At 64.0% G+C, this 13130-nt stretch carries 13 protein-coding genes, 1 other RNA gene and 1 pseudogene; 12 read left to right on the top strand and 3 right to left on the bottom strand.

Annotation, left to right across the window (positions count from 1 at the left end; genetic code table 11):
- From OUZ49_RS20985 to cydX, 6 genes and pseudogenes are all read left to right on the top strand, one after another.
- A pseudogene (locus OUZ49_RS20985) lies at window positions 1–115 on the top strand (IS30 family transposase); the annotation flags it as partial.
- An 836-nt stretch (window positions 116–951) separates the two neighbouring features.
- Complete coding sequence (gene pepQ / locus OUZ49_RS19465) at window positions 952–2274, top strand: Xaa-Pro dipeptidase (RefSeq protein WP_266152272.1); 1323 nt, start codon at window positions 952–954, stop codon at window positions 2272–2274.
- Window positions 2275–2484: 210 nt separating this feature from the next.
- Window positions 2485–2727 (top strand): cytochrome oxidase putative small subunit CydP, encoded by a 243-nt coding sequence (gene cydP, locus OUZ49_RS19460; RefSeq protein WP_266152271.1) that lies wholly within the window; start codon window positions 2485–2487, stop codon window positions 2725–2727.
- Window positions 2727–4310 (top strand): cytochrome ubiquinol oxidase subunit I, encoded by a 1584-nt coding sequence (locus OUZ49_RS19455; protein ID WP_266152276.1) that lies wholly within the window; start codon window positions 2727–2729, stop codon window positions 4308–4310. Before cydP ends, OUZ49_RS19455 begins: the two co-directional genes overlap by 1 nt.
- 10 nt (window positions 4311–4320) lie before the next feature.
- The gene (gene cydB, locus OUZ49_RS19450; protein ID WP_266152270.1) at window positions 4321–5451 is read left to right on the top strand and encodes a cytochrome d ubiquinol oxidase subunit II; all 1131 of its coding nucleotides are present in this window, start codon (window positions 4321–4323) and stop codon (window positions 5449–5451) included.
- 15 nt (window positions 5452–5466) lie between these two features.
- Entirely contained in the window at window positions 5467–5604 is a 138-nt protein-coding gene (gene cydX / locus OUZ49_RS19445; protein WP_266152269.1) for a cytochrome bd-I oxidase subunit CydX, read from the top strand.
- A gap of 18 nt (window positions 5605–5622) precedes the next feature.
- Here cydX and OUZ49_RS19440 read toward each other — a convergent pair whose 3' ends face one another.
- Window positions 5623–6972, bottom strand: coding sequence for an aminopeptidase P N-terminal domain-containing protein (locus OUZ49_RS19440; protein ID WP_266152268.1), 1350 nt, complete (start codon window positions 6970–6972; stop codon window positions 5623–5625).
- A complete protein-coding gene (locus OUZ49_RS19435; RefSeq protein ID WP_266152267.1) occupies window positions 6930–7493 on the bottom strand; it encodes a UPF0149 family protein in 564 nt (187 codons plus the stop codon). Before OUZ49_RS19435 ends, OUZ49_RS19440 begins: the two co-directional genes overlap by 43 nt.
- Before the next feature lie 102 nt (window positions 7494–7595).
- On the opposite strand from OUZ49_RS19435, the gene OUZ49_RS19430 reads away from it, so the two are divergent.
- The 6 genes from OUZ49_RS19430 (at window position 7596) to rpiA (ending at window position 10451) form a co-directional block, all read left to right on the top strand.
- Entirely contained in the window at window positions 7596–7835 is a 240-nt protein-coding gene (locus OUZ49_RS19430; protein WP_266152266.1) for a TIGR02449 family protein, read from the top strand.
- A complete protein-coding gene (locus OUZ49_RS19425) occupies window positions 7828–8148 on the top strand; it encodes a cell division protein ZapA (protein WP_266152265.1) in 321 nt (106 codons plus the stop codon). The genes OUZ49_RS19430 and OUZ49_RS19425 overlap by 8 nt, the downstream gene beginning before the upstream one ends.
- A 7-nt stretch (window positions 8149–8155) precedes the next feature.
- Window positions 8156–8343, top strand: a non-coding RNA gene (gene ssrS / locus OUZ49_RS19420) — 6S RNA.
- A 360-nt stretch (window positions 8344–8703) separates the two neighbouring features.
- Window positions 8704–9324 (top strand): 5-formyltetrahydrofolate cyclo-ligase, encoded by a 621-nt coding sequence (locus OUZ49_RS19415; protein WP_266152264.1) that lies wholly within the window; start codon window positions 8704–8706, stop codon window positions 9322–9324.
- Complete coding sequence (locus OUZ49_RS19410) at window positions 9321–9785, top strand: EVE domain-containing protein (protein WP_266152263.1); 465 nt, start codon at window positions 9321–9323, stop codon at window positions 9783–9785. Before OUZ49_RS19415 ends, OUZ49_RS19410 begins: the two co-directional genes overlap by 4 nt.
- Before the next feature lie 24 nt (window positions 9786–9809).
- Complete coding sequence (gene rpiA / locus OUZ49_RS19405; protein WP_266152262.1) at window positions 9810–10451, top strand: ribose-5-phosphate isomerase RpiA; 642 nt, start codon at window positions 9810–9812, stop codon at window positions 10449–10451.
- 104 nt (window positions 10452–10555) lie between these two features.
- Here rpiA and OUZ49_RS19400 read toward each other — a convergent pair whose 3' ends face one another.
- Window positions 10556–12652 carry a S53 family peptidase gene (locus tag OUZ49_RS19400; protein ID WP_266152261.1) on the bottom strand — a complete coding sequence of 699 codons (2097 nt, stop codon included), beginning with the start codon at window positions 12650–12652 and terminating at the stop codon, window positions 10556–10558.
- Window positions 12653–13130 lie beyond the last annotated feature (478 nt).

The raw sequence follows: 13130 nt of genomic DNA, 5'->3' as shown, positions 1-13130 counted from the left end.
GATGAACCTGCGCCCGCGAGCCACGCTCGACTACCACTGCCCTGCGGAGATGATCATGCGTGCGCTGGGGCGTGATGACCTCGCCCAAGCCATCGATGATGCACTTCTAGATTGACACCGCCTAACCAAGAGAAAAGGCACCCCGCTTGGCGCTTGCCGAGCTTGCGCTCGGCAAGTCCGTGAGGGTCGGCCGGGCTTTTCGACAGGGCTCCTGCCCTGACGAAAAGTGCCTGGCATCCCTGCCAGGCACCCCTGCGGGGCCTGATCGTCCGCCCCTCACCGCGCCGCACAGGGCCCCACAGTCAAAAGCCCAAGGCTCGAGCAGCGCGGTGCGCTGCTCATCGCGGTTGCTTGGCTTTCGCTTTCGCTTTCGCTTTGGCTATGGCTTTGGGGTTGCTCTGCCGCTCTCCGGGTCCCCTATGGCGCGTCGGGTGGGTGGAGGAAAAGCCCGCAGGGTGGCCGGCAGGGATGCCGGCCAGTTTGTCGACAGGGCAGGAGGCCCTGTCGACAAACCTCCGTAACCCACCCGCGCACCTGGAGGGCGTCAGCCCGGAAGGCGCGCCATCGGGGTGGCCTTTCTCTTGGTTACTTCTCTTTGGCCACACAAAGAGAAGTAACCCGGGCCGCGGCAGCGGCTCGGAAGCCCGCCGCAGGCGAGCCCGATCGCGGTAGCGCTAGATCAAAGACGAAAGGCGCTGGGTCCCCGCCTTCGCGGGGATGACGGTGAGGGGAGCTGCAACGTGTCCCGCGTACATGTCCCGCGTGACTAGAAATTCGGCGGCTAAAAGCTGATGGCCTGACAAGCGAAAGTAGAAAGCGACAGAGAGTCCAGGCGACTGGCACGCGTGCCGCTACCGCGCGATCATGTAGCGCGCCCCCGCGACACCTACACGCGCCCCAAACACACCTGCTCGGTCGCTTGCGCCGCAGGCAAAACACTCAGGAGTCCCTATGCACGATCGCCTTGCCCCGCTCTATTCCCAGCACCTGGCCACACTCCGCGCCCGCGCGGACAAGGCGCTATCCATAGGCGGGTACGACCATCTGGTGATCGCCGCGAGCACGCCGTTGCGCAAATATCTGGACGACCAGGACTACCCGTTCGTCACCAATCCGCATTTTCGCCACTGGCTGCCGCTGACCGATGCACCCGGCAGCTGGATCGTCTACACGCCCGGCCACAAGCCCAAGCTGATCTTCCTGCAGCCACGCGATTACTGGCACGTCGTGCCGGACGCGCCGAGCGGTTATTGGGTGGAGCATTTCGACATTGTCATCGTGCGCAATGCGACCGACGCGGTCGCGCAGCTGCCGGGCGTCGACACCCGCCGCGCCATCATCGGGCCGGAGTGTCCCGCGGTACCCGGTGCCGAGGCGAACAACCCGCAGTGCGTGCTGAGTTACCTGCACTGGCATCGCTCGTACAAGACGGCTTATGAGCTGGAACTGATGCGCGAGGCCAGCCGTATCGGCGCCCGCGCCCATCACGCGGCCGAGCAGGCTTTCCGTGCGGGCGAAAGCGAGTTCGGCATCCACATGGCGTATCTCGCGGCGGCACGGCAGAACGATGCCGATCTGCCCTATGCCAGCATCGTGGGTCTCAACGAGCATGGCGCCGTACTGCACTACACCCACTTCGATCGTACGGCACCGGCGCAAAGCCGCTCGTTCCTGATCGATGCAGGCGCCAGCGCCGCCGGCTATGCCAGCGACATCACACGCACCTATGCCGCCTACGGCCACACCGAATTCCAGGCCCTGGTCGACAGCGTCGACGCCGCCCAGCAGGGCTTTGTCGCCCGAGTGCGCGCCAGGCAGGGTTATCCGGAACTGCATATCCATGCGCACCACGTGCTTGCCAACGTATTGCGCGAACATGGCTTCATTCGCATGAGTGCCGAAAGCGCCGTCGAGTCGGGTGTCACCTCAGCGTTCTTCCCGCATGGCCTGGGTCATCCGATTGGCCTGCAGGTGCACGATGTGGCCGGCTTCCAGCGCAACGAGCTCGGCGGCACGATTGCACGGCCGGAAGGCCACCCGTATTTGCGCATGACCCGCGACCTCGAACCGGGCATGGTGGTCACCATCGAGCCCGGCCTGTATTTCATCGACATGCTGCTGGACGAACTGCGTGCCAAGCCGGTGGCCAGCGATATCGACTGGGCGAAGGTGGAACGCTTCCGCCCTTACGGTGGCATCCGCATCGAGGACGACGTGGTGTGCACCGACGGCGCGCCCGAAAACCTGACCCGGGATGCATTCGCCCTGCTGTGACCGTTGCCACCCGGCGACCGACCGTGCCGCCGGGTGGCTTTCGCGCTACTCGCTCTCTCGATTACCGCGCTCCCACCACGCTTACATAGTCCCTGGGACGGCGCCGGCGAGGCATAACGCCCCGCGACCATCCACCGCTGCGACATCCCCCCGCACGACACCTTCACATCCTTTGCGTATGCTCGCTCCAGGTAAGCAAGAGCCCTGGGCATGTCCATGCAATCAGCCGATCCGGTTGCACCAGACCCGGCCATCGCCGCCTTCCAGCGCCGTCCGTTACGCCAACTGGCGCGCAAGTTGATTCTCCTGGTCATCGCCAAGATCGTGCTGCTCACGCTGATCTGGTGGGTCGCGATGACGCCGTATGCACGACCCGACACTCGTCCCGCTGCCATCGAGCATCTGCTTGCACCGGCAGCCGCATCATCCACCTCGCGCGCAGACAGCCCATGATCATCGACCCCGATGTCGTTTCGCTCTCACGCATGCAGTTTGCGTTGACCGCGCTGTATCACTTCCTGTTCGTACCGCTCACGCTTGGCCTGGTCTGGATGCTCGCCATCATGGAGAGCGTCTATGTGATGACCGGACGTGAAGTGTGGAAGCGCATGACCCAGTTCTGGGGCATCCTGTTCGGCATCAACTTCGCCATGGGCGTCGCCACCGGCGTCACCATGGAATTCCAGTTCGGCATGAACTGGGCCTACTACGCCCACTACGTGGGTGACGTGTTTGGCACGCCGCTGGCGATCGAAGGATTGATGGCATTTTTCCTCGAGGCCACCTTGGTCGGCTTGTTCTTCGTGGGCTGGAACCGCGTTTCGCGCGTCACCCATCTGCTGGTGACCTGGTTCCTCGCCCTCGCGACCAGCCTGTCCGCGCTGTGGATCCTGATCGCCAACGGCTGGATGCAGAACCCGGTCGGATCGGCCTTCAACCCCGAGACCATGCGCATGGAAGTCACCTCCTTCAGCGAGGTGTTCTTCAACCCGGTAGCACAGGCGAAGTTCGTGCACACCGTGAGCGCCGGTTACGTGCTGGGTTCCATGTTCGTGCTGTCGATCAGCGCCTGGTATCTGCTGCGCGGACGCAATGTGGATTTCGCCAAGCGCTCGATGACGGTGGCAGCCAGCTTTGGCCTGGCCGCCTCGCTCTCGGTAGTGGTGCTGGGCGACGTATCGGGCTACGCCGTCTCGCAGAACCAGAAGATGAAGATGGCCGCGATCGAGGCCATGTGGGAAACCGAACCCCCGCCCGCGTCCTTCACCTTGTTCGGTATCCCCGATATCGAGAATCGCACCACCCATTACGCACTGCGCATTCCGTGGGTGATGGGCTTGATCGGCACACACTCCATCGACGAGCCGATTCCCGGCATCCACGACCTGGTCGACGACGCCAAGAGCAGGATCGACCAGGGCATCCTCGCGTATGACGCGATGCTGACGTTGCGCGCGGACCGCAACAACCGGCAGGCCAAGGCCATACTCGCCGCCCATGACAAGGATCTGGGCTACGCGCTGCTGCTCAAGCGCCACATCGACGATCCGCGCAAGGCCACGCCGCAGGATATCCAGAAAGCCGCCGACAGCACGATTCCCAACGTGCCAGTGCTGTTCTGGTCATTCCGCATCATGGTCGCCTGCGGCTTCTACTTCATCGCCTTGTTCGCCTTCTCCTTCTGGAAGGCCAGCAAGCGCCAGCTCGACAAGGACCGTTGGTACCTGCGGCTGGCACTTTGCAGTCTGCCGTTGCCGTGGCTTGCCATCGAGCTGGGCTGGATCGTTGCCGAATACGGTCGCCAGCCCTGGTCGATCGAAGGCGTCTTGCCGACGGCGCTAGGCGTGTCCAGCGTAACGACCGGCCAGGTATGGACCTCGCTTGGCGGCTTCGTGCTGTTCTACACCGTCTTGGCGGTGATCGACGTGGTGCTGATGGTGAGGTTCGCCCGCAAGGGTCCGGATGGACTCGGCTTATGGCCACCCGGCCAACCGTCCACGGCGCCGGCCGCCACCATCATTCCCGTGCAGACCTGAGGAACGAGCCATGTTCGACTACGAAACCCTGCGGGTGATCTGGTGGGCCTTGCTCGGCATCCTGCTGATCGGCTTCGCCATCATGGACGGCTTCGACTTCGGTATTGCGGCGCTGCTGCGTGTCCTGACCCGCAGCGAGGAAGAGCGCCTGGTGCTGCTCGAAACCATCGAACCGACCTGGGAGGGCAACCAGGTGTGGTTCATCCTCGGCGGCGGCGCGACCTTCGCGGCCTGGCCGATGCTCTACGCCGTCTCGTTCTCCGGCATGTACCTGGCCATCTTTTTGGTCCTGCTCGCCTTCATCATGCGGCCGGTGGGTTTCAATTTCCGCGGCAAGGTCCACGACCCGCGCTGGCGCAACGCATGGGACTGGGTACTGGTGCTGTCTGGCGTGGTGGTGATGCTGATTTCCGGCGTGGCGTTCGGCAACCTGTTCCTGGGCGTGCCATTCCAGTTCGACGGCAATCTGCGCATGACCTGGCATGGCAGCTTCTTCGAGCTGCTCCATCCATTCGCCCTGGTCGCTGGCCTCGTCTCGCTCAGCATGCTGCTGGCCCACGGCGCCTGCTGGGCGGCGTACAAGGCCGACCATGTCATCGCCGATCGCGCCGCGCGCATGGCGCGCTGGGCCACCTTGGCCTATAGCGTGTTTTACGTGGTGGCCGGCATCTGGCTCGCCTACGGCGCGGCGGGTTTCGCCATCGTGGGGCCGGTCGTGACGGATGGCCCGTCCAATCCGCTGTACAAGGAAGTGGCGCACGGCAGCAGCTGGTTCGCCAGCTATATGCAATACCCGTGGTTCTGGGCAGCGCCCGTGCTCGGCCTGCTTGGCGCGATTGGTGTGCAGCTCATCGTGGCGAAGCGCGGGCTGGGTGCGTTCCTGTGCAGCAGCGTGATGGTGGCCGGCACCATCCTGTCGGCGGGCTTTGCACTGTTCCCGTTCCTGTTGCCGTCGAGCCTCGATCCGCGTTCCAGCCTCACCGTCTGGGACGCATCATCCAGCCGCGGCACCTTGCAACTGATGCTGGGCGCCGCCCTCGTCTTCATGCCGATCATCATCGCGTACACCAGCTGGGTGTTCCACGTCCTGCGCGGGCGCGTGACGTTGGAACACATCCGCGAGTCTGGCCACACTTACTGATAGGGAAACGACGTCATGTGGTATTTCACCTGGATACTCGGCCTTGGCCTCGCCTGCGCGTTCGCGATCCTCAATGCCATGTGGTACGAGGTAGATGCGACGGATGAAGCGCATCGCCTCAAGGACGCGCGCCCCCGCGACATGCGCCGCTGACGCGCATGACGACCCTGCTCAGCGTGACGCGAGCAGGGCTTCGATCTCGTCGGCGTCTTTCGGTACGCCAGCCGTAAGCACGTCGTTGCCGTCACGCGTGACCGCGACGTCGTCCTCGATGCGAATGCCGATGCCGCGCCAACGCTCGGCCACGCTGGCGTCGCCCGGCGGCACATAGATGCCGGGCTCCACCGTCACCACCATGCCCGTTTCGAGCAAACGCGGCTCGCCGTCCACCCGATAGTCGCCCACGTCGTGCACGTCCAGGCCCAGCCAGTGGCCCGTCTTGGCGGGGAAGAAACGCTTGTAGCTGCCTTCGGCAATCGCGCTATCCGCATCGCCCTTGAGCAGTCCCAGCGCGCAAAGTCCTTCGGCAATCACCCGCACCGCCACCTCGTGCGCGGCACTGAAAGGCCGGCCCGGCAACACCTCGTCGATGGCCGCGAGCTGGGCGGCCAGGACCACTTCGTACAGCGCGCGCTGCTCCCGGCTGTAGCGACCGTTGATCGGAAACGTGCGCGAGATGTCGGACGCATAGCAGTCCACTTCCGCACCCGCGTCCACCAGCAGCAGGTCGCCGTCGCGCAATGAGGCCCGATTGGCGGTGTAGTGCATCACGCAGGCGTTGACGCCGCCGGCCACGATAGGCGGAAACGCCGGCACCGCGCCGCGGCTGCGCAGCACGCGCAGGATCTCGGCCTCAACCTCGTATTCCTGGCGGCCGGCAACGGCGGCACGCATGGCGGCCAGGTGCGCATCGGCGGCAATTGACGAGGCGCTGCGCATCAGCTTCAGCTCGCCGCGCGACTTGTACAGGCGCAGGTCGTGCAGCAGGTGCCCAAGCGCCACGAACTCCTTCGGCACCACGCCGCCACCGCGCAACTGGCGCAGGCGGCGCATCCAGCCCAGCAGCTGCGCGTCGAACTCCGGCTCGCGTCCGAAATGACAGTAGACACGCGCCCTGCCCTCGATCATGCCCGGCAAGATGTCGTCGATATCGTCAATGGGAAACGCATCGTCCATGCCGTGTTCGCTGACCGCGCGATCGGTGCCGATAGACTCGCCATGCCAGCGCTCGTGTTCCTCGTCGCGTTCGCGGCAGAACAGCACGGCTTCGCCGTGCTTGCGCCCGGGCAGCAAGGCAAGCACCGCGGCAGGCTCGGGGAAGCCGGACAGATAGTGCAAGTCCGAATCCTGCCGGTAGGGCCAATTGGCGTCCGCATTGCGCACGCGCTCGGGTGCGGCGGCAATCAGCAACACCGCATCCTCGCCCGCCATGCGCATCAGCTGGCGGCGACGGCGGGCGAATTCCTCGGCCGAGATGTTCAATGCACGGTATCGCTGCCGGGCTTGTTGCGGCCGGCGCATTCGGCGAACAACAGCATGGCGCCCACGCGAACGAACTCATGCACCTCGATCAGCGCGTCCTCGTCCTCGCCTTCTTCGCCGAAGTCGAACGACGAGGCGGCAATCGTGCCTAGGTCGCGCAGGATCTCCTCGGCTTCGTCCGACAACTTGCCGTGCGCCTCGGCACCGGCCAGGCCAAAGCCGCCCAGGAAGCCACGGCACCAGTCGACCAGCGCCTCGGCGCGCTCCGGCAGCGGACGATCGTCGGCCGGCAGCAGCGGCTCGAAGCCCAGTTCAGGATCGGCCAGCTCGGCCTCGCTCTGCTTGACCAGGCGATCGAGCACGGCCTGGGCCGGGACGGAAGGGGTGAAGCCCTCGGCGTCCAGGTGCAGCGTCTCGATCAACGGCTGCTTGCCGATGCGCCCGCCGCCCGCCAGGAAGCCGCATAGCGAACCATGCAGGTCGCTGGCCTCGGTAGCCAGCTGCATGCGGACGACGGCATCGTCCAGTTCGTCGTAGCCAATCGGCTCATTTGCGGTCATGGCATTACTCCTATCCGGGCAAGCCCCCAGTTTAATGCAGGCCCTCACGAAACCGTACGGAGCCTGCTGTTTTCGGCAGGCCTCCTGCTATAGTTTCGGCCCATGAGCGCGCCCGAATCCGTCAAGCCAGACCCCGTCAAGCAAGAGCTTGCTGCCATCGGCGAGCAGCTCGATCGCCTGCTCGAAGTCGTGCGCCGACTCACCGAGGAAAACCGCAGCCTGCGACATAGCCAGGAACAGCTGGCGAACGAACGCGCAGGCCTGATGGCGCGCAACGAGCAGGCGCGCAGCCGCGTCGAAGCGATGATCCAGCGACTGAAGGCGCTTGAGAACAATGGCTGAGAGCAGCGTGAGCACTCCTAACGAACCGGTCGCACTGCGACTCGTCGACCGCGAATTCCTGATCGCCTGCTCGCCGGAAGAACGCGAGGGCTTGCTGGAATCGGCAGCCTATCTCGATCGCAAGATGCGCGAGCTGCGTGCCAATGCCAAGGCGCCGGGCTTCGATCGCCTGGCCGTGTTGGCCGCCATCAGCGTGACGCACGAGTTCCTAGCGCTGAAAAAAACGCACACTGGCAGTGACCAGGGCGTGACTGAAGGCTTGGCCGCATTGCGACGCAAGCTTGAAGCTGCCCTCGACACCCAACTAAAATAGACCTCGGCGTTTTCTGCGTTGTGCGCCAGCACACTCTTACATTTGCCTTGTTCCTAAATACGGCCCCGGGTCGGTTTTTCATTGGTTGTTGTGCATGTCCGCCGCGTGCGGAAAGCCTCGAGACCTTGTAAGCCCTCCCACCTGATCCATCGTGGATCAAGGTCGTTCGGTGGGCAGCGGCATCGCGGTTAACGCCACCTCATTCCCCATCCGTACGGCGCCGCCTGGCGCCGTACGGTTCAGGGCCGCTCGCCGCACGTTCGCGAGCTCGCAGAGCCTGTTGCATATCTTTTCATGGTTCGCGCCGGGAGCTGTTTGCCCGCCAACCAAGGGAGAACGAGGACGTGTATGTCGATACACGTCCGAGTGATGACGCTGGGTAGGGGGCAAACAGACCCGGCCCGGAGGGTTGTTCACCTGTGCCCGCCAGGGAGCGGTGCGCGGTTTGACCTGACGGCCAGTCAGGCGCTGCACCACGCCCCACTCCCTGGCAGGCACAGGTGAACAACGCGAACTATGAAAAGATATGCAACAGGCTCTTTTGGAGACGCGAACGTGGACGCCACCGCCCAGCGACGCGAACTACGCCAGCAACTAGCCGGACAGCGCCGTGCGCTCAAGCCGCCGCAGCGTATCGCTGCCGCCCAGGGCCTGCGACGCAGCCTGGAGCAGCTGCCTGAATACCTCACCGATGCTCGGGTGGCCGGTTACTGGGCCAGCAACGGCGAGCTGCCGCTCAACCTGGTCATTCCGCCCTTGGCCACCCGCGGCCAACAGTTCCTGCTTCCGGTGATCGGCCCCAACCATCGCCTGCGCTTCGCGCCCTGGCAGGCTGGCGACGATGTGCAGCCGAACCGCTACGGCATTCCTGAACCAGTCGAGCCGAAGGAACTGCTGGAACCGTTCCAGCTCGACCTGGTGCTGCTGCCCCTGCTGGCGTTCGACCGCCAGGGCAACCGCCTGGGTACGGGTGGCGGCTATTACGACCGCGGCTTTGCCTTCCTGCGTGAACAGGTCCGACCCACAGAACCGCTACTGGTTGGCATCGCTTATGCGTTCCAGGAACTACCGCAGATCGACGTCGAAGCATGGGACGTGCCGCTCGACTTCATCGCCACCGATCTCGAACTGATTGATTGCCACGCCTCCGGCGAGGATGGAGAAGCCCGCGCATGACCGCCAAGACCCAGTACTGGCTGATGAAATCCGAGCCGGACGCGTTTTCCATCGATGATTTGAAGCGCAAGGGCCAGGAAGCCTGGGACGGCGTACGCAACTACCAGGCGCGCAATTTCATGCGCGATGGCATGCAGGTGGGCGACAAGGTGTTCTTCTATCACTCCAATTGCGCCGAGCCAGGCATCGTCGGCGTGGCCGAAGTGGCCACCGATGCCTACCCCGACCCCAGCCAGTTTGATCCCAAGAGCAAGTACTTCGACGCAGCCAGTGCGCGCGACAATCCGCGCTGGATGCTGGTGGACGTGAAATTCGTCAAGAAGCTCAAGCGCACGATTGGATTGAAGGAACTGCAGTCGGAACCGGCCCTGGCCGAGATGGCGCTGGTGCGCAAAGGCAACCGCCTCTCCGTGATGCCGGTGGAAGCCACCGAATGGCGCCACATCCTGGGCATGGAATAACTCTTACCCATCGGGACGCATGACATGAGCAACGCCAACGAGAAACGCCAGGCCGGCGAAGCCGCCATCCGCTACGTCGAGGACGGCGCCATCGTCGGCGTCGGCACCGGCTCCACCGTCGCCTACTTCATCGATGCGCTGGCCGACCTGAAAGATCGCATCCAGGGCGCCGTGTCCAGTTCGGAACAGTCCACCGCCCACCTCAAGCGCCTGGGCATTCCGGTGCTCGACCTCAATGCCACAGGCCCGCTCAGCCTCTATGTCGATGGCGCGGACGAGTGCGATACGCACAAGCGCCTGATCAAGGGTGGCGGCGCCGCGCTGACGCGCGAAAAAATCGTCGCCGAGGCGAGCGAGAAGTTCATCTGCATCATCGACTCGAGCAAGCAGGTGGATCTGCTAGGCAAGTTCCCGCTGCCGATCGAAGTGATTCCGATGGCACGCAGCCTGATCGGCCGCGAGATCGTCAAGCGTGGCGGCCAGCCGGTGTGGCGCGACGGCGTGGTGACCGACAACGGCAACTGGATCATCGATGTGCATGGCTGGCAGATCGTCGACCCTGTGGCGCTGGAGAACGACCTCAACCAGCTTCCAGGCATCGTCGCCGTGGGACTGTTCGCGCGGCGCCCGGCCGATGTGGTGCTGGTAGGCGATCGCGTGATGTGAACACGCCATGCGACGCGCCTGCTTGCGCGCCGCTCGGGGCACGGAAAAGAAAACGCCTCCCGCTTGCGCGGGAGGCGTTTTTGCTTGCACAGGTCAAATAACCCTTATGGCCAGGCGTTGACCAGGTTGGCAGCGTTGACCGTGCCGATGCCGGTCGCGAAGTCCCAGCCCGTGCCCGTGCCATAGGCCTTCGCATAGCTGGAGTTGGAGGTCGACAGCACGCCGTACGTGCCCGAAGGTCGATAGCAGTTGTGCGTGCCCGTGCAGTTCACGTCCATATCGCCCTGGGTGACGTCGTAGAAGACGCAGCCGCTGCCCACGCCATTGCCATTGCTGGAATTGCACGAGGTGCTGCCGCTGGTGCCGTACTCCGTCTTCGCGAGCGAGTAGAGCGTCGGGTTCGGGTTACCCACGCTGGCGCCGATCTTCTGGTTCACCAGCGCCTGGATGCCCGCCATGATCGGCGAGGCAAACGAGGTGCCGCCTGCGCCAGCCCAGGCACTCGGTGCGCCCGTGCAGGCTACGCCGCCACCGGCCGTATTGGTGTAGCAATAGACATAGTAGTGACCCCACACGCCATTCGCCGCGAACAGCGAGACGTCCGGAATATCACGCACGCCGTCCGCCGGGTTGCCCAGGAAACCGGACTGCCACGAGGGCTTGGCCGTACCTTTGCAGGTGCCGCTGACCACGCCCGATGTGGTGGCCGAACCGCTGGCGCAACCACTGGGACCGCCACTGCCCGACGCCGTGGTCAGGTAGTAGGCCTTGCCCGTAGCGCTGTTGCAGAACCCGCTGGTGCCATACGGCGTGCTGTAGCCGCTCTTGCCACTGATCAGCACGCTGGCGCACGAGTCGTTCCACGGGATTTCATTAATGTACGACAGCGCCGAGCCGTAGGTGGAGCCGTTGGTCGAACTCCAGTACGTGCTGTTGGTGCCGGCGTAGGTATCGCCGAAGTCCGTACCGCCCACCGCCACGTTGTATGGCGTCGATGCAAAGCCGCTTACGCCGATACCGTGGGTGGCCTTCGTCTGGTTGGCATCACAGCTTGCAGCACCTTCGTCACCGGAGGAGACGTACACCGACACGCCTTCGGCAGCGGCCTGCTGATAGGTGGAGATGTAGGCCGCATTCGCAGTGGCGCCGTTGGCGGCTTCGCACTCGCCGTAGCTCACGCTCATGATCGCCGGCGGCGTGCCGGAAGCGTTGATCAGGTTCTGGATCGCGATCAGGCCGCCAAATGTCGTGGACGTATCCGCGCAGGAGGCTAGTTCCAGGGTCGCGCCCGGTGCCGCAGCACCGGCCCACTCCACGTCCAGCTCGGCTTCGCCATCATTACCGGTGATGACGCCCGGGTTGGTGCAGCTACCCGGATGCACCTGGGTAAAGGTGGCGGCCGGCAGGCCGAAGGTCGAGCGGAACGTCGTGATATCGGCGGTCGAATACACGTTGGTGTCTTCGATCAGCACGATGGTCTGGCCGGCACCGTTGATGCCTGCGTTGAACAGCGGCGTGAAGTTGTAGATCTTCGCCAGGTCCGCCGGCACCACGGCCTGGTAAGTGCTACCGCTGCTGGTGAAGGTGTAGTCCGCGCGTGGCTTGCTGTTGGTATGCGGACGGAAGTCGTTGAGCGACACCACGCCGGCGACCACGGCAGCGAAAGCGGCCGGAATCTGCGGATCCGTCATGTTGGCGATGTGGTCGGAATCGCCAACATGCAGATGATGGATTTCAGTGTTGAACGCGCGACGAACTGCACCGGCATTACCGGAGAAATCGATCATCGTGCCGCTGGGATAGACGCGGTTGACGGTGAAGCCATGCGACGTCAGCCATCCGGTGACGGCGTCGATATCCAACTGCGACACGCCGTACTGCTGACCGAATTCGTCAGCGGTCAGCCACTTGCGATAGTTGGGCGAACCCTTGGTCTGCTGCTGCTGCATGAATGCCTGCAACGCCGCCTCGCGATCGGCCGGACGCTTGAGCAGCAATTGCATATGCTCCAGCGCAAGGCTGTCCTGCGCGAGGCCGCGATCGTTCTCCGCGGTGGCATTGGGCGACACATTGCCTTCCACGGTGACGCGGTCGTTGTCGTTTGCCGGGTGCGAGACGAGTGGCTTGGACAACAGCCCGATGGTGGCGGCGTCGGCGTGCGCCGCAAAGGTGGCCCCTATTCCTACGGCCAATAGCGTCAACAGTGTTCTCGCGGTCCGTTGACCGCGCGTACATACCGTATTCAATCTCACGTCGCTTCCTCCCAATGACTTCGGAAAGGTCCAGCAAGACGCAGCTCGCCAACGCAACCGGCGCGGACGGCGGTGCCTGAAGACCAACGGTAAGAGATGCTGCCGCCTCCCCAACGACGAACCCGGTGATGCACCGGTGCGGCGACCCAAGACTACGCTTGGCGCGGCGGAAGTCTGTCAGCCTTGGTGAGATTTGGTGATATTTGTGAAACGCATCACGGCAGAAGAATGTTTCGTAAAAACATGAACTTGCGCTTGTGGCGCTATTTGCTGCGGTGGTTTGAGGGGTTGCGCTGGATGTTCAGGCTGGTGCATGGCCGGGTAGCGCGGGGGACCAGGATTGTTCGGCGCGCGCTGGCCCAGAGTGCGAGGCACTGGAACTGCTGAATAACTTGGTTTGCCTCCGGTAATTCAAGCCAGAAACAAA

This window comes from Dyella halodurans, assembly GCF_026283925.1.
GTDB lineage: Bacteria > Pseudomonadota > Gammaproteobacteria > Xanthomonadales > Rhodanobacteraceae > Dyella > Dyella halodurans.
This window is presented reverse-complemented; position numbering and strand designations above follow the sequence as displayed.